Source organism: Pseudoxanthomonas sp. JC1303, from assembly GCF_058448525.1.
The window spans coordinates 3564754-3583691 of record NZ_CP185958.1; the positions used below are offsets into that span (position 1 = coordinate 3564754).

11 protein-coding genes are annotated in these 18938 nt (G+C 67.2%); 7 read left to right on the top strand and 4 right to left on the bottom strand.

The genetic code is table 11. The features are described 5' to 3' along the window. Position 1: 1 nt before the first annotated feature. From ACORQU_RS16065 to ACORQU_RS16075, 3 genes are all read left to right on the top strand, one after another. On the top strand, positions 2-574 hold the full coding sequence (locus tag ACORQU_RS16065) for an alpha-ketoglutarate-dependent dioxygenase AlkB (RefSeq protein WP_491642076.1): 573 nt from the start codon (positions 2-4) through the stop codon (positions 572-574). Between the two features lie 115 nt (positions 575-689). Beyond that, positions 690-1436 (top strand): hypothetical protein, encoded by a 747-nt coding sequence (locus ACORQU_RS16070; protein ID WP_491642077.1) that lies wholly within the window; start codon positions 690-692, stop codon positions 1434-1436. 507 nt (positions 1437-1943) lie between these two features. After that, positions 1944-2963 carry a cache domain-containing protein gene (locus tag ACORQU_RS16075; protein WP_491642078.1) on the top strand — a complete coding sequence of 340 codons (1020 nt, stop codon included), beginning with the start codon at positions 1944-1946 and terminating at the stop codon, positions 2961-2963. An 88-nt stretch (positions 2964-3051) separates the two neighbouring features. Here the strand turns inward: ACORQU_RS16075 and ACORQU_RS16080 are convergent, their stop codons facing one another. Next, positions 3052-5418, bottom strand: coding sequence for a GH92 family glycosyl hydrolase (locus tag ACORQU_RS16080; RefSeq protein WP_491642080.1), 2367 nt, complete (start codon positions 5416-5418; stop codon positions 3052-3054). Between the two features lie 303 nt (positions 5419-5721). Between ACORQU_RS16080 and ACORQU_RS16085 the strand changes: the two genes are divergently transcribed. From ACORQU_RS16085 to ACORQU_RS16095, 3 genes are all read left to right on the top strand, one after another. Next, entirely contained in the window at positions 5722-6240 is a 519-nt protein-coding gene (locus ACORQU_RS16085; RefSeq protein ID WP_491642081.1) for a DUF6496 domain-containing protein, read from the top strand. 77 nt (positions 6241-6317) lie between these two features. Next, a complete protein-coding gene (locus ACORQU_RS16090; protein WP_491642082.1) occupies positions 6318-6566 on the top strand; it encodes a hypothetical protein in 249 nt (82 codons plus the stop codon). A 178-nt stretch (positions 6567-6744) separates the two neighbouring features. Next, positions 6745-8571 carry a hybrid sensor histidine kinase/response regulator gene (locus tag ACORQU_RS16095; RefSeq protein ID WP_491642083.1) on the top strand — a complete coding sequence of 609 codons (1827 nt, stop codon included), beginning with the start codon at positions 6745-6747 and terminating at the stop codon, positions 8569-8571. Between the two features lie 75 nt (positions 8572-8646). Here the strand turns inward: ACORQU_RS16095 and ACORQU_RS16100 are convergent, their stop codons facing one another. Then, a complete protein-coding gene (locus ACORQU_RS16100; RefSeq protein ID WP_491642084.1) occupies positions 8647-10731 on the bottom strand; it encodes a catalase in 2085 nt (694 codons plus the stop codon). 319 nt (positions 10732-11050) lie between these two features. Next, positions 11051-13135, bottom strand: coding sequence for a putative bifunctional diguanylate cyclase/phosphodiesterase (locus ACORQU_RS16105; RefSeq protein WP_491642085.1), 2085 nt, complete (start codon positions 13133-13135; stop codon positions 11051-11053). A gap of 1305 nt (positions 13136-14440) precedes the next feature. Here ACORQU_RS16105 and ACORQU_RS16110 point away from each other — a divergent pair. Then, complete coding sequence (locus ACORQU_RS16110; RefSeq protein ID WP_491642086.1) at positions 14441-15940, top strand: GGDEF domain-containing protein; 1500 nt, start codon at positions 14441-14443, stop codon at positions 15938-15940. Positions 15941-16002: 62 nt separating this feature from the next. Here the strand turns inward: ACORQU_RS16110 and gcvP are convergent, their stop codons facing one another. Further along, positions 16003-18879, bottom strand: coding sequence for an aminomethyl-transferring glycine dehydrogenase (gene gcvP, locus ACORQU_RS16115; RefSeq protein WP_491642087.1), 2877 nt, complete (start codon positions 18877-18879; stop codon positions 16003-16005). Positions 18880-18938 lie beyond the last annotated feature (59 nt).

The following is an 18938-nucleotide window of genomic DNA, read 5'->3' on the forward strand; positions in this document are numbered from 1 at the left end:
CATGGACGACCTGTTCGCGCCGGCGCCGATCACGGTGTTCGACGATGCCGAGGGCGGGATGCGCTACTGGCCGGATGTCGTCGATCCGGGCACGGCCACGCGCTGGTTCGAGGCCCTGCGCGATCACGCCCACTGGCAGCACGAACGCAGGCCGATGTACGACCGCATCGTCGATGTCCCGCGCCTGCGTGCCGGCTATCGGCTCGATGAACTGCCAGCGCAACTGCCGTTGGCCGAAATGCTGTCCCTGGTGCAGGGCAGGGTGCCGGCGCCGTACACCGGTGTGGGCATGAACTTCTACCGCGACGGCCGTGACAGCGTGGCCATGCACCATGACGAGCTGCACACGCTGCAACCGGGCCAGCCCATCGCGCTGCTGTCACTGGGGGGCACGCGGCGCATGCACATCCGGGCGCGGGAAGGGAGACGCCGCACCTGGGCGCTGGACCTGGCCCCGGGCAGCCTGCTGGTCATGAGTCATGCCTCGCAGATGACCCACGAACACGGCATTCCCAAGACGCGCCAGGCTGTGGCGCCGCGCATGAGTGTGGTATTCCGCGCACGTCCCGAGTGAGACGCCGTTGGGAGTTCGGTGATCTGGCACGGGATCTTGGTTGTGGACCCCTCAAGTCTTGACTACACAGGCCGTAGGTCTTCTACGAAGACCTACGGAACAGGGGCGCCATACCATGCAAGGCATCACATTCTCCCGCGAGCGGCGCGCCGGTCGCGGCGTGGCCGACGAAGCCGCAGCGCGTCTGGCCAAGGCGTATCGCGCGCTTGGTTATGCCGTCGAAGTGCTGCCTGCCGCATCAGCCACCTCGGCCAATGCGCCGGACACCGCGCTGTTGCTGACCAAGGAGCGTGAGCAGGTCCTGGTCCACGCTTACGCACGGCGCCACGGTGCGCTGGCGCAGGGTGCAGTTCAGCAGCTGGCGGCCGAGCGTTTCGAAGTGGGCGCGCAACGTGCGTTTCTCATCGGCGAAGGTGGCTTTACGGTCGCCGCGCACCAGGCCGCGCTGCGCCACGGCGACCTGGTGATGGCCGATCATCCGGCCGGCACCGACCAGCCGTTGCCGGCGGTGGACGTCTATGCCGAGCGCGCGGCCCTGCGCGCCATGAGCCTGCGCGAAGCCACGCGTCCGGCCTGGCCGTTGCGGGCCGCGATCAGTGCCGGCGCGCTTGCGATGGCGGGGATCTTCGTGTTCGTCTCCAGCCCGGCGCTGCAGTCCCGGGCCGAGCGTCTGCTGCGTCAGCCGGCGCCGACGATGGCCCTGGTGCAGCCGGTGGGCCAGCCGTGGACCGCTCCGGCCCAGTCGCGTTCGGGCGCGTTGAACCTGGGCGGCAACGCCGAGCAGGCCGCGACGCCGATGTCGGCCGACGCCTTCGGCAGCCTGCCGGCCAACTTCAATCAGGCCAGCGCGCCGCGCCTGTAAGCGGTCAGCGCTTCACGCCTTGCAGGCGGGACACTGACATCCCTTGGCGCAGTCTGTGTGGACCTCCATCGCCCAGGTCTCCCGCCGTGCCCAACCAGCCCGCACAACCGGTTTCCCCTTCCGACATGGATCCCAACGCCGAAGTGCCCATGCCCGGCCACATCCCTGCCGAGCACGACGGGCGCGAGCAGGAAGACTCGGAACGGCAGCCTGGCCAGCACCACGACCCCATCCCGGGGCCGTAGTTCGCGCAGCGCGTGGCCTGAGCGGCACACGGGTGACCCGGGTGCTGACGCCCGCGAGGCAAGCCGTGGCAGGTCGTCGCTGAGCTAGTTCAGTGGCTGTGCGTGTGCCGAGCACGTTCGTCTCAAGGTGCGCGATCGGCGGCCGTTAAGTGTTCAAGTGAAATTGCGTTTGCTGTCCCCTCCCTCCCTCCCACCGACAGCGCAAATGAACCTTGCAGGCACGCCCACAGCGGTGGGAATCGATGATCACATCCGTTCTGTGGTGGGCCTTTCCGATCAACTCCTGATCCAGCTGCGACGCTCGCTACAGCGGATCGATGAGATCAACCGCACCACCCACGTGATCGCCATGAATGCGCGAATCGAATCTGCGCGCATCGGCCAGGCCGGCCGCGGCTTCAGTGTCATCGCGCAGGAGATGGACGTACTGTCGCGGCGCGTCGCGGACGCCACCCTGGACCTGGACAAGGTCGCTGCCACGACCAGCGCCGACATGCGCCAGACCCTGCAACGGCTGGACGATGGCGTGCGTCAGACCCGGCTGAGCGAACTGGCCCTGAGCAACATCGATCTGATTGACCGGAATCTTTACGAGCGCAGCTGCGACGTGCGCTGGTGGGCCACCGACGCCGCCGTGGTCGCCGCTGCGCGCCAGGGCCGCAGCGACGAGGCGCTGGCGCACGCATCACGCCGGATGGGCCAGATCCTGGACTCGTATACGGTCTATTTCGATCTGGTGCTGGCCGGCACCGACGGCCGGGTCCTGGCCAACGGCCGACCGCGGCAATATGACTCGGTGGGGAGCGACGTGTCCGGCCAGGCCTGGTTTCAGGAGGCCTCGCGGACACGCAGCGGCGAAGAGTTCGGCTTCCAGGACGTGCACCCCAGCGCGCTGGCCGACGGCGAACGCGTCCTGGTGTACGCCTGCACGGTGCGTGATGGCGGGCGGGTCGACGGACGCGTGCTGGGCGTGCTGGGCATCGTGTTTCGCTGGGATGCCTTGGCCCAGACGGTCGTCCAGCGCACGCCGCTGTCGGCGCAGGAGTGGACCCGCACCCGGGTGTGCATCGTGGACGGGCGTGGGCAGGTCCTGGCCGATTCGGCGGGGCGCATGTTGCAGGAGCGGATCGACTTTGCTGGCCGTGAGGCCTTGTTCAAGCAACCACGCGGCGCGGTGCTGGCCGATCTCGATGGCCGTGTGCATTGCATCGCCCATGCCGCTTCGCCCGGCTACGAAACCTACAGCACAGGCTGGCATTCGCTGATCCTGCAGTCGCTCTAGGCGCGCTCGCCCGGCATGCCCTGTGGCGTGCCGATGGGAGAAGGGCCGCATGCTGCACCTGCGGCCCTTCGGCGTTGGACGTGCGCGCCTATTGGGTCGATTGCGAATAAGGCAGCTTGCTCAGGTCCGTGGCCCAGTTCTTGTTGGGCTCGGCCTGCATGGTGAAGTGCAGCTCCCCGCCGGCCATGATCTCCTCGTGGGTGACGTAGGCACGGTCCAGCGGCTTGCCGTCCAGCGTGACCTTGCCCACATAGGTGTGCTTGGCGTCCAGCGCGTCGGCCACCACGGTGAAGCGTTTGCCGTTGGGCAGGTTGAGCGTGGCCCGGGGCAGGAACGGCCGGCCGATCACGTACTGGTTGCTGCCCGGGGTGACCGGATAGAAGCCCAGTGAGGTGAACACGTACCAGGCCGACATCTGGCCCAGGTCGTCGTTGCCGGCCAGGCCGTCGGGCGTGGCCTTGTACTGGGTGTCCATGATCTGCTTCAGGCGCTGCTGGGTGCGCCAGGGTTGGCCGGCGTAGGCGTACAGATAGGACACGTGGTGGCCCGGCTCGTTGCCGTGCGCATACCAGCCGATCAGGCCGGTGATGTCCTCCATGTGCTCGAAGACCTTCGGATCGACCTTGGCATCGAAGGCCTGGTCCAGCATGCCCAGCAGCTTGTCGGCGCCCCCGTGGGCCTTGGCCAGGCCGGCCACGTCCTGCGGCACGTACCAGGAGTACTGCCAGGCGTTGCCCTCGGTGTAGTCGGTGCCATAGCCGCTGGCGGTGGGATCGAAGGGCTCGCGGAAAGCGCCGTCGCGCTTCCTGGCGCGCATGAAGCCGGTGGCCGGGTCGTAGGCGTTCTTCCAGTTGCCGGCGCGCTGGGTGAATTCGGCGGCGACCTTGGCGTCGCCCATGTCCTTGGCAACTTGGGAGATCGTCCAGTCGTCGAAGGCGTACTCCAGCGTCTTGGACGCGGCTTCGCCTTCCTCGTCGATCGGGACATAGCCCAGTTCGCGGTACTGGGCGATGCCGTCGTAGGGACCGTAGTCGGCGCTGGCGACCATCGCGTCCAGGGCCTCGGTGGTGTCATAGCCGCGGATGCCCTTCATGTAGGCATCGGCGATCACCGGCACGGCGTGGTAGCCGATCATGCACCAGGTCTCCAGGCCGTTGAATGCCCACACCGGCAGGATCCCGTAGGGGCTCTCGCGGCGCGAAGCCAGCAGTGAGTTGACGATGTCGTTGGTGTGCTGCGGCGGCTGCACCAGGGTCAGCAGCGGGTGCAGGGCGCGGTAGGTATCCCACAGCGAGAAGGTGGAGTAGTTGGTCCAGCCCTTGGCTTGGTGCACGGCGTTGTCCGGGCCGCGATAGCGGCCATCGACGTCCATGAACAGCGTTGGCCCCAGGAAGCTGTGGTACAGCGCCGTGTAGAACTGCGTGCGTTGCTGCTTGCTGCCCTGGGCGTCGACCGCGGCCAGCGCGGTGGCCCATTGCTGCTTGGCGGCGGCGCGTGCGCCATCGAAATCCCACGCCGGGGCCTCGGCTTCCAGGTTGGCGACGGCGTTGTCCTCGCTCACTGGCGAAATCGCCATCTTCACCAGCACCGGACCGCCGCCATCGCCGAAGTCGAAGCTGGCCACCAGCTGGCGGCCTTCGATCTGCGCGCGCTTGGACGGATCATCGGCTGCCGGCGGGGCGAAGCCCTTGTAGATCACGTTCTGCTCGGTGTCGTTGAGCGTGTGCGCGGTCACCGGGCGCGAGAAGCGCATGGCGAAGTACAGCTGGCGCCCGGCCGCCCAGCCACGCGTCTCGCGAAAGCCGGTGATGGTGCCGTCCGGGCGGATGCGCACCCGCGACCACAACACCTTGCCCGGGTAGTCGTACATGCTGGTGCGCATGTCCAGGATGACGTGCGAGGGCTTGCCCTTCGGGAAGGTGTAGCGGTGCAGGCCCACGCGCGCGGTGGCGGTCAGCTCGGCGCGCACGCCCGAGTCGGCCAGGGTCACGGCGTAGTAGCCCGGCTGCGCGGTTTCGGTGGCGTGGTCGAAGCGCGAGGTGAAGCCGCTGCCCGGCTTGTCCACCTCCCCGCGCTCGAGCTGCAGTTCGCCGGTGGTCGGCATGACCAAAAAGTCGCCCAGGTCCGAGTGGCCCGATCCCGAAAAGTGGGTATGCGAAAAGCCGACGATGGTGTGGTCGCTGTAGCGGTAGCCGGCGGCCCAGCCATAGCCGTCCTTGCGCGACTTGATCTGCGTATCGGGCGAGAGCTGGACCATGCCGAAGGGCAGGGTGGCCCCGGGAAAGGTGTGACCCTCGCCGCCGCTGCCGATGAAGGGATCGACCGCCGCGAAAGCCTGTTCCTGCGCGGTGGTCAGCGACGCGGCGCCGGCCGCACCGGACGCCAGCAGCGCTGCGCAAGCTAAAACGTTACAAATCGCGCGCATGCCTTGGCGAGCGCGGTGTGGGTATCGCATGGCCCATTCCCGGAAAGCGTGATCGAGAAATGAACGCTAGCACGGTTGGATCGCGTCATGCAGCCCTGCGTTCAAGGCGCCGCGAGGGACGAGACCTGAACCTAAAACGATTTAGCCAAGCTTTGGCGGCGGCGAGAGGCGCCGACCCGGAAAGCGGGCGGGTGTCCGCGCATGTGTGGGTCGGCGATGGCTTGGCTGCATGTTAGTCAGCCGTGTGCATTGAATCGTATGGACTCCACCTTCGGCTCACCGGGCCAAGACGCATGATGTCTTGGTATCGCCACTTCGTGCACGAGGACCGATATGCCTGAACAACGCACACGTAAGGCCGCCGCGCAGGATCGACGCGAGGGCAAGTCTCCAGCGACCCAGGCGGGCGAATACGTCCGCGAGGAAATCGATCATCTTAGAGAGGGCAAGCACGGTGCGAAGAGCACCCAGCAGGCCATCGCCATCGGCCTGTCCAAGGCACGCCGTGATGGGGTCGAGGTCAAGCCGTCGAAGACGGCCTCCAAGACGGTCAAGCGCAAGGCCGCACAGGACACCAAGGCCGCGAAATCGGGCAAGGCCGGTAAGCGCACCTCACCGACCAGATCCAAGGGCGCCAAGAAAGCGCTGAAGACCGCGGCCAAATCCTCGTCGTCGGCCAAGAAGGTGGCGAGCAAACAGGCTCTCTCGCGTCAGGCAAAGAAGGCCGCCAGCAAGCGGACCCAGGCCAGTCGTTCTGCGGCCGCCAAGCAGGCGGCCAGGACCAAGGGGCCGGCGGTTCGCAAGGCTGCGGCCAAGAAAGCCGCGCATACCCGCAAACGCAACGCCGCCTGATGCCGCCCGCGTCTGCGGTCTGCCTCGGCGCATCGCATGGCTAACTGCGTCTCATCCCATCCCTTATGGAGATCCATATGAAAGACAACATCGACCAAAGACAGGACCCGAGCCGCCCGACCAACGCAGTTGAGCAAGCGCGGATGCCAGGGCCACTGGAGCGCGGGGAGCAGCCTGGCAAACGCACCAACGACGAGCGCAACGACCCGCAGTCGCAACCGGCCTCGCGCGAGGGGATGCCGCATGTGCCGCGCGGCCATGCGCCGGATCCTTCACGTTCCGACGCGCCTGATCCTGCGCCGAGCCCGAAGACGCCCTCGAAGTGAGGCGGGGGCAAGTGCCTTGATGGAAGCACGTGTCGTTCACGTTGTCTCAGCGTGAAGGTCGCTACCCTCGCGCGAACGGGCACGACCTGCAGGCAGGACCACGACACTGGCTTCCATCCGTACCACTCAAGCGTCGACGGCGCTTGCGCCACCGTTCGATGCGCGACGCCCTACGGGGATGCTGTATGAGGCCAGTGCCGCGCATGCGATTCCGCGGACTGCGCCCGGGCATCTGTACGAGTTGCTTGGCCTCGACCCGGGTGGTCCCCCTGACTGGTGGCATGCGGTGCTGCCCGACGATGTGGACGGCGCCCGTGCCGAATACGAGTGCATGCTGCGGACGGGGCAGCCCCTGGACCTCGAATATCGGGTAAGCGCTGCGAACGGGCAGGAGCGTCGGCTGCGCGACCGTGTCCAGGTGATCGAACGTGACGCCCAGGGACGCGCGATGCGCTTGCTTGGCGTGCTCGATGACGTGAGCGGCCGTGCCATGCACGACCAGCGTGCGCAGCAGTCCGCCGACAAGTACCGGCAACTGCTGGATTCGATCGAGTCGGGCTTCTGCATCATCGAGGTGTTGTTCGACGCGCAGGACCAGGCGGTCGATTATCGCTTCCTGGAGGTCAATGCCGCTTTCGAGGGCGTGACCGGCATCGTCGATGCGGTCGGCCGGCGCATGCGCGAGATCGCGCCGGCGCATGAGGCGCACTGGTTCGAGACCTACGGGCGGATCGCACGCCTTGGTGTGCCAGAGCGCTTCGAGCATGGGGCGTCGGCGCTGGGCTTTTACTACGACGTCCACGCCTTTCCGGTCGGTGCGCCAGGCTGTGGTCAGGTCGGCGTGTTGTTCAGCGACATCACCCAGCGCAAGCGGGCCGAGGACGCGCTGCGCGAGGAAGGGCGGCGCAAGACCGAGTTCATCGCCATGTTGGCCCATGAACTGCGCAATCCCATGGCGACCATCACCAGTGGCTTGCAAGCCATGAAACTCGGTAGCCATGGCGTATCCAGTCATCCGGCCACGCCGATGATGGAGCGCCAGATCGCGCAGATGACCGAGCTGCTCGACGACCTGCTGGACATCAACCGCATCACCCTGGGCAAGGTCATCCTGCGCCTGGAGCGGCGCGATCTGGTGCAGTTGGTCCGCGAAGTGGCCGAAGCCTTCCGCCCTCATTACCTTCAGCATGGGCTCACCCTGGAATGCGTGCTGCCCGACGGCCCGGTGTGGGTCAGGATCGATCCCACACGCCTGGCCCAGGTGCTGGGCAACCTGCTGGCCAATGCGGTCAAGTTCAGTCCCGAAGGCGGACGTGTCTGGCTCTCGCTGTTGGAACACAAGGACAAGGCGCACCTGCGTGTGCGCGACCAGGGGCTAGGGATGGAAGCCAGCCAACTGGAGACGATCTTCGAGCTGTTCGCGCAGGCCGACAACGGTCGGGACGCGACCCTGGGGGGACTGGGCGTTGGCATGGCCTTGGCCCGTGAACTGGTGGAGATGCACCAGGGCCACATCGAGGCCCATAGCGATGGGCTGGGGAAGGGAAGCTGCTTCACCATCCAGCTCCCGCTCGACGCCGCGAGCGTGACGCCGCTGCCGTCCGCCGATGCCCAGGCCAAGGCCGCTCCCAGCGTGCTGACCCTGGTGGTCATCGATGACAACCGCGACGCGGCCGACTCGATCTCCATGGTGCTGCAGGCGCTGGGACATCAGGTGGTGACCTGCTACGACGGCCTGGCAGGCCTGGACGCAGTCGCGGCCGGGCATCCGGCCGTGGTGTTTACCGACATCGGGATGCCGGGACTGGATGGGCACGAGGTCTGTCGGCGCCTGCGCCAGCGCCCCGATGGACAGGACCTGCGCATCGTCGCCCTGACCGGCTGGGGAGCGGAGGAAGATCGCGAGAAAACCCGGGCCGCCGGCTTTGACCATCACCTGGTCAAGCCGGTCACCGCGGCCAAGCTGCGCGAGGCCTTGGACGTGGTCATGGCGCTGCGCCGCTGAACCTCTAAGAGCAGGCAGGCCGCCCGGAGCGGGCGGCCTGCCTGCGATTGCTGACGGGAGACCCGCTGCGCTGGCTCAGGCCAGCATGCGCAGCTTGGGCTCGCGCGCCCACTGCCGGGTCTTCGCCGCAGCGATGAAGGCCTTGGCATCGGACGCATCGATGATGCCAGCGTCCTTGCCGACGTTGGCGGCCTTGAGCAGCGGCGCGGCGCCGGCGTCGCTGGCGATGGCCTTCAGGTGCGCCCAGGCATTGCTGGCAAAGTCGATCGCCGCACTGTCCTTGGACGCCTTCTTGCCGGCCTCGGGGGTGAGCACGATGGCCACCGCGTCGAACATGAAGGACGGCGTGCCCGCCAGCTGGCCAAAGGCGGTGAGCTTCTTGCCATCGGACAGCTTCACGCCCAGCTTCGGCGCTACCAGCTTGGCCATGGCGCCCGCGTCCTGGATGGCCTTGGACAGCGCCTTGACCGTAGCCGCGTCCGAGCCATCGTCGACCAGGATGCCGACACTGCGTCCCTTGAGGGTGTCCTTCATCTTGCCGATGAGCTGGATCGCCGGGGACGGCGCCATGTCCACAACCTCGGTGGTGGTGCTGGGCGCTTCAGGCAGCGTGTCCATGCCCAGGCCATCGGCCACGCGCTGGGCCAGATCGGCATCGATGTGGCGCAGGTGGCCCACGATCGCCGCGCGCACATGCGCGGTCTCGACCTTGGACAGCTCGAAGACCAGGGCAGAGGCCATATGCGCCTGTTCGGGCTTGGTCTGGCTGCGATAGAACAGCCGCGCCTGGCTGTAGTGGTCGGCAAAGCTTTCAGCACGCACGCGACCCTTGGCGCCATCATCCACCGTGGCGTGGCTGGTGAAGCCAGCCGGCGTCTCGCGCGGGCTGTCGTCCTGCAGCGAGGACGGCTCGTAGGCGACCCGGCCCTTGGGCACGCCCATCTGCATGTGGCCATCGCGCTGGTTGTTGTGGAACGGGCACTTGGGCGCATTGACCGGGATCTGGTGGAAGTTGGGCGAGCCCAGGCGCGAGAGCTGGGTATCCAGGTAGGAGAACAGCCGGCCCTGCAGCAGCGGATCGTTGGAGAAGTCGATGCCGGGCACGATGTTGGCCGGGCAGTAGGCGACCTGCTCGGTTTCGGCAAAGAAGTTGTCCGGCCAGCGGTCCAGGACCATCTTGCCGATGATCTGCAGCGGGATGGTTTCCTCGGGGATGATCTTGGTGGAGTCCAGGTGGTCGAACGGGAACTGCTCGGCCTGCTCTTCGGTGAACAGCTGCACGCCCAGCTCCCACTCGGGGAAGTCGCCAGCGCTGATGGCCTCGAACATGTCGCGGCGCAGGAAATCCGGGTCCGCGCCGGCGACCTTCACCGCCTCGTCCCACACATGCGACTGCAGCCCCAGCTTGGGCCGCCAATGGAATTTGACGAAGGTGCTCTTTCCCTGTGCGTCGAGCAGGCGGAAGGTGTGGATGCCGAACCCCTCGATCATGCGCAGTGAGCGCGGGAGGGTGCGGTCGCTCATCGCCCACATCACCATGTGCATGGCCTCGGGGGTGAGCGACATGTAGTCCCAGAAGGTGTCGTGCGCGGTGGCCGACTGCGGGAAGCCACGGTCCGGCTCCATCTTCACTGCGTGGATCAGGTCGGGGAACTTGATCGCGTCCTGGATGAAGAACACCGGGATGTTGTTGCCCACCAGGTCCCAGTTGCCCTCCTTGGTATAGAACTTCACCGCAAAGCCGCGCACGTCGCGCGGGGTATCGACCGAACCGGCGCCGCCGGCCACCGTCGAGAAGCGGGTGAAGACCGGGGTCTTCTCGCCGACCTCGGTCAGGATCTTGGCGGTGGTGTACTTGGACAGCGACTTGGTCAGCTCGAAATAGCCATGCACCGCGGTGCCGCGTGCGTGCACGATGCGCTCGGGGATTCGCTCGTGGTCGAAGTGGGTGATCTTCTCGCGCAGAACGAAGTCTTCCAGCAGTGTCGGTCCCTTGGGACCGGCGCGCAGGGAATTCTGGTTGTCGCTGACCGGAATGCCCTGGTTGGTGGTCAGTGCCGGATGCGTGCCACCCGCGGGCTGGTGCAGCTCCCCACCCTGGCCGGCTTGATCGTTGGAGGGCGGGGCGGCGGGCTTGGAGGCTTGCTTGCGATCGGCCATGGGGTAGGAACTCCGGGGGATGATGAAGGCAGGACCCCCGATGCTGGGAGCGCGGGCGTCAATGGTTCGTCGAGCTTTCGCGCGATGATCTTCACGCATCGTGTCGGTTTCGGTTTGGCGGGGCGTGACGATGTCGTCATGCCGCCTGGCGTTGCACCGGCAGTTCACGAGCCGGCCGCGGCATTGGCACAAGACCGGACGCCGTGGCCGCTCGCGCTTCACGCGACCGATGCACTCGCCGTAGCCGCTCGCGCGCCACCTTCCATGGTGCGCAGCCATGGTCCGACCCTCCGTCGGCACATAGCGAGCCCTGCGGGGCTCAACCGCGACGCAGCTGGACCGTTTGTCTTTCGAAGCCAGTACGCACGATGCCCGGCTGGTTTGGGCGGCCCAGCAGATAGCCCTGTAGCGAGGTGCAGCCCAGCTGGGTCAGCAGCGCCTGCTGTTCTGCGGTTTCCACGCCCTCGGCGATCACCTGCAGGCCCAGGGTGCGGCCCAGCGCGACGATGGCCGAGACGATGGCTTCGTCGTCGCTGCCGGGTATCAAGTCGCGCACGAAGCCACGGTCGATCTTGAGTTCACTGGCCGGCAGCTTCTTCAGATACATCAGGCTGGAGTAGCCGGTGCCGAAGTCATCGATGGAGATGCTCACGCCAAGGTCGGAAAGCTTGCGCAGGATCTCCAGGCTGGTTTGCGGGTCATGCATGGCCATCGACTCGGTGATCTCCAGCACCAGGGACGCGGCGGGCAGCGCGTGGCGGGCCAGCGTAGCCTTGACGTCGTGGTAGAGCAGGTCGGAGCGGAACTGCGTAGGCGACAGGTTCACCGACACGCTGCCCAGCGCATACCCCTCGGCGCGCCACTCCGACATCTGTCGACAGGCCTCGTCCAGGACCCAGCGCCCCAGCTCGATGATCAGGCCGCTGCGTTCGGCCAGCGGAATGAAGTCGTTGGGCATGATCAGGCCGCGCGCCGGGTGGCGCCAACGCACCAGCGCCTCGACGCCCATCACCGGGCCAGCCGGGGCCTGGACCTTGGGCTGGTAGTCCAGGAACAGCTCGCCGCGCCCGATCGCGCGGCGCAGGTCCTGGGTCAGGGCGATGCGCTCGTGCGCGCCCCGGTTCATGGCCGGCTCGAACAGCTGGTAGCCGTTGCGGCCGCGCTCCTTGACCGAGTACATGGCGGCATCGGCGTTGGCCAGCAGGTCCTGCGCGCGACGGCCGTCTTCAGGGTAGATGGCCACGCCGATGCTGGCCGAGACCGCGACTTCGGCCTTGTCCACCTCCATCGGCAGGGTCGCCAGTTCCATCAGCTTGTGGGCGATGGTGGCTGCATCCTCCGGTGCTTCGATCTCGGTGAGCACGACGAACTCGTCTCCGCCCAGGCGTGCGACGGTGTCTTCAGCGCGCAGGCTTTCGACCAGGTTGGAGGCCAGCTGCAGCAGCAGCCGGTCACCGACCTGGTGGCCGTAGGCGTCGTTGATGACCTTGAAGCCGTCCAGGTCGATGAACATCACCGCAAAGCGACGCTGGCCGCGGCGCGCGTTCTCGATGGCCTGGGTGAGACGGTCTTCCAGCAGCACCCGGTTGGGCAGGCGGGTCAGTCCGTCGTGCATGGCCAGGTGGGTGAGCTCCTGGTTGGCCTTGTCCAGTGAGGTGGCCAGCAGCGCGGTGCGCTCCTGCAGACGTCGATCCAGCACCGAGATGACCAGGGCGATGCCGAGGATGCCGAAGGTGGAGCTGCCGACCAGCGCGGCCAGCCATTGCGGCGACACACCATGACCCAGGGCCGCGCCGCAGATGCTCCCGGCCGGAAAGCGCGCGGCAGCCATGCCGGTGTAGTGCATGCCGGCGATCGCCAGGCCCATCACCACCGCCGCAGCCAGGCGCAGGCGCAGCAGGTGCCGGTGCTCGCTGCGCAGGGCGAAGGAGATCCACAGCGCGGCGACCGAGGCGGCGATGGCGATGACGATGGACAGCGAGAACCACAATGGGTCGTAGTCGATCCCGGGTTCCATGTGCATGGCGGCCATGCCGACGTAATGCATCGCGGCCACGCCTGAACCCATGATCAGGCCGCTGCCCAGCAACTGCCTTATCGGCAGGGTGGGGCGACTGACCATCCACAGCGCATAGCCGGACGCGCTTACTGCGATCAGCAGGGAGTAACCGGTGATCAGCAGATCGTAGCCCTGCGGGATCGGCAGGCGGAAGGCGAGCATGCCGATGAAATGCATGGACCACACGCCGAATCCCAGCGCACAGGTACCGCCGGCCAACCACCAACGCGCGGTGGCGCCCTCGCTGGCGGAGATGCGCTCGGTCATGCTCAGCGCCACATAGGATGCGATGCCGGCGACCAGGAAGGACGCCAGCACCAGAGGAAGGTTGTAGGTTCCGATCATGTTGGTTGGAATCGGCTGGGGGCCGTCCAAAGGCGGGGGACGCCGAAGAAGGCAGCAAGGAGCGTGCCATGGATCGCCTTGGCCCGGCAAAGCGGCGTGTTGCCGCGCCTGCATCCTGCTGGCGCACCTGCCGCGACATTCTTTCGTTGAGAGGCATCCCAGAGCGCTTGGCCAGCATGGTGACGCGTTGTGTCACCTTCTCATCAGCCTCGGATACGGCTGGCCGCATCGTAGGCGGGCGCGGATGGCACTTGCCCGTGTGAAGCGGTGGTGGCGTTACGGTCATGGTGGGGCCATCGTGATCGCGCGCAGGCTCACCGCGCTGATCCAGGTCCGGTTTGCCCACTTCCCGTGTTCTGGTCTGCTTGATCGGCTGCGCGCATTGGCCCGTGGCCCGTCGTCAGGCGGTTGGGGGTGCATCGGTCGAAGCCCGCATGGTCTCGTGACGCGTGATACGCGCTGGGATCGGCACCGATGCCCGCTGCTGCATGGGACATGACCGGATTGCTTGGTCATCGGGCGCGAGGCGACGCTTGCCGCCCGACGCGCACGCGCAAGATCCAGCCGACATACACAGACACCAGAAGGGCGGTGGGTGCGGGCAGGCATGGACGGACCTGGAAAGAGCGCATCGCCCGCGGCGCGACGGAGGGGGAGACGCCGGGATCGCGGTGAGACATGGGTAACGTTCGGCCTCCACCGTCAGCGCGGGTGACGTGCCGGGTCAGCCATTGCCGCAGCGGCATGCGCCAGGGTATGGTAAATGTGTGCTTCATCACACTTGTGATGGCTGGCGCGGAACTTGCTTCGGATTGCGCAAATTGGGGGCCGCGGAGCGGCGCCTCGCGGAGCCGTCATGCACAGCACGCCACGCAGGCAGGAGGCACAGCAGCAGGCAAGGACGCAGGCATCACACGACGATGGGCCATCGTGGCATGACAGCGCCCGTGTGGCTGGGATGCGGTGCCATGCCGCATGGGGATCGCGCGTGGCCGCCATGGCAATGCTGGCGATGCAGTGGGGATTGAGCGCGAGGCCTGGTGCGGAGGCCGACGCGCACTCCCCGCCTCGGCGGCAGGTCCTGGCGGCCATGGCGCTACCGGCCATGGGCGGGCTGCGTACGCATGCCAGCGAGAGCCGGGTCGCCCGGCGCCCGCAGCGCTGGGGGCTCGTGGCGGTTGATCGCCATGAACCGGCCGGTACCCTCGCCTCGGCCGTCGAAGCGATATGAATCGCGTGCCGCCAGCGCAAGTGCGTGGCGGGCGCCAACCTGGGATCCCCAGGCACGTCGGGCGTGGACGCCGCGTGCGGCTGAAACTGCGCTATGCCAGCATTGCGCTGGGGCTGATGGCGCTGCACGTGCTGGTCGCAACCGGCGAAGGCCTGCGGCCGGAGGTGGCCGAACAACTGCTGCGGCTGGGCGTCATGACCGCAGCACTGGCCGCCTTGTGGCGGCAGCGGGCGCTGACCATCGGCACCCTGCGCGCGCTCTGGGGCCTGCTTGCCCTGGCGGTGACGATGCAGGTGGTCTGGGGAAGCGTGCTGCTGTTGGGGACACTCTGGCCGGCGCGTGTCGCCTCGCTTTCCATCGCCGCCGAGGTCGCCTCGGCGCTGTACACCTTGCCGTGCATGTACTTGATTGCCGGCGCGTTCTCCCATGGCGAGCCGCGCGCGGTGCGCATCCTCGACGCCGGGACCTCTCTGTTGCTGGGCGTGCTGCTGGCGCTGCTGATCGTCACGGTCGTGCGCGGCGCGGTCCCTGCGGGGCTGGATGCCACCCGCTTTGCGATCTGGCATGCCGACGTGATCGATTTCTCGCTGGCGCTGCTGGCCACGCTGCGCCTGCTTGGCGCGCGCAGCATCAACCGGCGCTATCTGTATTGGGTCGCCGCGGCCTTCCTGTGGTTCAACGCCATCGATGCGGCGGTCTACAACCGGTTGAGCGTTGCCGGGCCGACAGGGTGGAGCGCGATCGTGATCGAGCCGGCGTTTGTGGCCGTCGCGATCCTGGCCGGCCTGCCGCCGCCGCGCTGGCTGCGGCGTTATCGGCCCTCGGTGCGCACCGGTCGGGTGATCGCCGCCTTCGCGCCGGTGGCGATCTCACTGGGCGTGCTGATGCTGGGCTTGAGCCTGTCACGGCTGCACTTCGCAGGCGGCGCCGCGGCGGTCATGCTGGCCGCCATCCTGTATGGCCTGCGGGTGGCCTTTGTCCAGACCCGGCACCAGGACCTGCGTGAGCAGGTCGATCTGGACAACCGCCAGCTGCAGTTGCAACTGGGGATCGACCCGCTGACCGGCATCGCCAATCGCGGCGCGCTGGATGCCCGCGTGCGCGAGATCCTCGCCAGCGGCGTGACCTGTTCGCTGCTGATGATCGACGTGGACCATTTCAAGCAGTTCAACGACAGCCAGGGACATGTGCGCGGCGATCAGTGCCTTGTTCGCGTGGCCGCGGCGCTGAAAGGCTGCCTGCAGCGCGCCGACGAACTGGTGGCGCGCTACGGCGGCGAGGAGTTCGCGGCGGTCATGCCGGCCGCGAGTCAAGCCGACACCGAGGCCATGGCCAGGCGCCTGCTGGGCGCGGTGTCCGGACTGCGGATCGCACATCCGGCCTCGCCCCTGGGCCATGTCTCGGTGAGCATCGGCATCGCGATCCGGCAACACGACTGGCTGGACGAAGGCGACACGACCCTGTCGCTGTTCCAGGCGGCCGATCAGGCGCTGTACAAGGCCAAGGCCGAGGGGCGTAACCGGATCCATCCCGCACCGGCCGTGCTCGACCGGCAGGTCGCCTTCGGGACCTGATGGCTTCAACGACAAGGCCCCGCCGGAGCGGGGCCTTGTCGCGTCAGCGGACCTGGGCGTGATCAGGCCTCGACGTCGTCTTCCTTGTAGGCATCGACCGGGATGCAGGCGCACATGATGTTCTTGTCGCCATAGACGTTGTCCACGCGCGCCACCGGCGGCCAGTACTTGGCTTGCTTGAGGCTGGCCAGGGGAAAGGCGGCCAGTTCGCGCGGGTAGGCGTGGGTCCACTCGCTGCCCGACACCTGGGTGGCCGTGTGCGGGGCATGCTTGAGCGGATTGTCCTCACGGTCCAGGCGACCGTCCTCGATGGCGCGGATCTCCTCGCGGATCTGGATCATTGCGTCGATGAAGCGATCCAGCTCGTGCTGGGATTCGCTTTCGGTCGGTTCGACCATCAGCGTGCCGGCGACCGGGAAGCTCAGGGTCGGTGCATGGAAGCCGAAGTCGATCAGGCGCTTGGCCACGTCCTCGGCGCTGATGCCGGTGGCCTTTTCCAGCGGACGCACGTCCAGGATGCACTCATGGGCCACCAGCCCGTTGCGGCCGGTGTACAGCGTCTTGTAGTGGGGGCTGAGCCGCTTGGCGATGTAGTTGGCGTTGAGCAACGCCACCTGGGTCGCCTTGCGCAAACCACCGGTGCCCATCATGGTGATGTACATCCAGCTGATCGGCAGGATGCTGGCGCTGCCGAAGCTCGCCGCAGAGACCATGCCGACTTCGCCTTCGCCGCCCAGGGTCTTGGGCAGGAACGGGGCCAGGTGCGACTTGACCGCGCACGGGCCCACGCCCGGGCCGCCGCCGCCGTGCGGAATGCAGAAGGTCTTGTGCAGATTGAGGTGCGAGACATCCGAGCCCCACTTGCCGGGCTTGGCCACGCCGACCAGGGCATTCATGTTGGCACCGTCGGTGTAGACCTGCCCGCCGTGCGCGTGCACGGCCTCGCAGATGGCCACGATGTCTTCCTCGAACACGCCATGCGTGGACGGATAGGTGATCATCAGCGCGGCCAGACGGTCGGAGTACTTCTCGGCATTGGCGCGGATGTCGTCGACATCGACGTTGCCGTTGGCATCGCACTTGGTGACCACGACCTTCATGCCACACATCTGCGCCGAGGCCGGGTTGGTGCCATGCGCGGACTCGGGGATCAGGCAGATGTCGCGATGGCCCTCGCCGCGCGAACGGTGGTAGGCGCGGATCGCCAGCAGGCCGGCGTATTCGCCCTGCGCGCCGGAGTTGGGCTGCAGGCTCACCGCGTCATAGCCGGTGCATTCGACCAGCATGGCTTCCAGCTCATCGATCAGCTGCGTGTAGCCGGCGGACTGCGCGGCCGGGGCCAGCGGATGGATCGCACCGAACTCCGGCCAGGTCACCGGGATCATCTCGGCGGTGGCGTTGAGCTTCATGGTGCAGCTGCCCAACGGGATCATGGTGCGATCCATCGCCAGGTCCTTGTCGGCCAGGGCGCGCATGTAGCGCAGCAGTTCGTGCTCGCTGTGGTGGGTGTTGAACACCGGGTGCTGCAGGAACGCGCTGCTGCGCACCAGGCTCTGCGGCAGCGCATCGGCGGTGGCGGCATCGAGCGCATCGACATCCACACTCGCACCAAACAGCGCGCCCAGTGCGACGATGTCGGCGCGCGTGGTGGTCTCATCGACGCTGATGCCCAGCGCCTCGCTGTCGATCACGCGCAGGTTGATGCCGGCGGCCAGCGCCTTGGCGTGGATCGCGTCGGCGTCGACGCCCTTGACGTGCAGGGTGTCGAAGAAGTGTTCGCCCACTTCGACGCCGGCATCGCGCAGCGCGGCGGCCAGGATCGCGGCCAGGCGATGGGTGCGACGGGCGATGCGGGTCAGGCCGTCGGGGCCGTGGTAGACGGCGTACATCGAGGCCATCACCGCCAGCAGCACTTGGGCGGTGCAGATGTTGGACGTCGCCTTTTCGCGGCGGATGTGCTGCTCGCGGGTCTGCAGGGTCAGGCGATAGGCCGGGTTGCCTTGGACGTCGATGGACACCCCGATCAGGCGGCCTGGCATCGAGCGCTTGTAGGCATCGCGGCAGGCCATGAACGCGGCGTGCGGGCCGCCGAAGCCGAACGGCACGCCGAAACGCTGCGAGTTGCCGACCACGATGTCCGCGCCCCATTCGCCGGGCGCGGCGATCAGGGTCAGGGCCAGCAAGTCGGTGGCCACGGCGACCAGACCATTGCGCGCGTGCACGGCGTCGGCCAGTGCCTTGTAGTCACCGATGTGGCCAAAGGTATCCGGGTACTGCAGCAGCACGCCGAAGCACTCGGCGTCCATCGCCTGTGCCGGGGTGCCCAGCTCCAGCACGATACCCAGCGGCTCGGCGCGGGTGCGCAGCAGTTCCAGAGTCTGCGGGTGCACCGCGTCATGGACGAAGAACACGTCCGACTCGGACTTGGCCGAGCGCTTGGCCAGGGTCATCGCCTCGGCCGCCGCGGTGGCCTCGTCCAGCAGCGAGGCGTTGGCGATCTCCATGCCGGTCAGGTCGGCGCACATGGTCTGGAAGTTGATCAGCGCTTCCATGCGTCCCTGCGAGATTTCCGCCTGGTAGGGGGTGTAGGCGGTGTACCAGGCCGGATTCTCCAGGATGTTGCGCAGGATCACCTTGGGGGTGTGGGTGCCGTAATAGCCCTGGCCGATGAAGCTGCGGAACACCTGGTTCTTCAGCGCGATCTGGCGGATCTTGGCCAGCGCTTCTTCTTCGGTGATCGCCTCGGGCAGGGCCAGCGGGGCGGGGGACTTGATCTTGCCCGGGACGATGGCGTCGGTCATCGACTCCAGCGTCGGATGGCCGACCACGTCGAGCATCTGCGCGATCTCGGCGTCGTTGGGGCCGATGTGGCGTTCGACGAACGCGCCGTGGTGTTCGAGGTCGCGCAGCGAGGGGGTGTTCTGGGACATGGCAGGCATCCGTCAGGGTGGGGCACGCGAAAGGTTCGGAAGCCGCGGCCCTCCTGCGATCCTGGTGC

Bases quoted from the DNA above. Each gene is read 5' to 3' on its own strand.
- ACORQU_RS16090 (WP_491642082.1), top strand. From the start codon at position 6,318: ATGAAAGACAACATCGACCAAAGACAGGACCCGAGCCGCCCGACCAAC.
- ACORQU_RS16070 (WP_491642077.1), top strand. From the start codon at position 690: ATGCAAGGCATCACATTCTCCCGCGAGCGGCGCGCCGGTCGCGGCGTG.
- ACORQU_RS16095 (WP_491642083.1), top strand. From the start codon at position 6,745: ATGCTGTATGAGGCCAGTGCCGCGCATGCGATTCCGCGGACTGCGCCC.
- ACORQU_RS16065 (WP_491642076.1), top strand. From the start codon at position 2: ATGGACGACCTGTTCGCGCCGGCGCCGATCACGGTGTTCGACGATGCC.
- ACORQU_RS16085 (WP_491642081.1), top strand. From the start codon at position 5,722: ATGCCTGAACAACGCACACGTAAGGCCGCCGCGCAGGATCGACGCGAG.
- ACORQU_RS16080 (WP_491642080.1), bottom strand. From the start codon at position 5,418: ATGCGATACCCACACCGCGCTCGCCAAGGCATGCGCGCGATTTGTAAC.
- ACORQU_RS16100 (WP_491642084.1), bottom strand. From the start codon at position 10,731: ATGGCCGATCGCAAGCAAGCCTCCAAGCCCGCCGCCCCGCCCTCCAAC.
- gcvP (WP_491642087.1), bottom strand. From the start codon at position 18,879: ATGCCTGCCATGTCCCAGAACACCCCCTCGCTGCGCGACCTCGAACAC.
- ACORQU_RS16105 (WP_491642085.1), bottom strand. From the start codon at position 13,135: ATGATCGGAACCTACAACCTTCCTCTGGTGCTGGCGTCCTTCCTGGTC.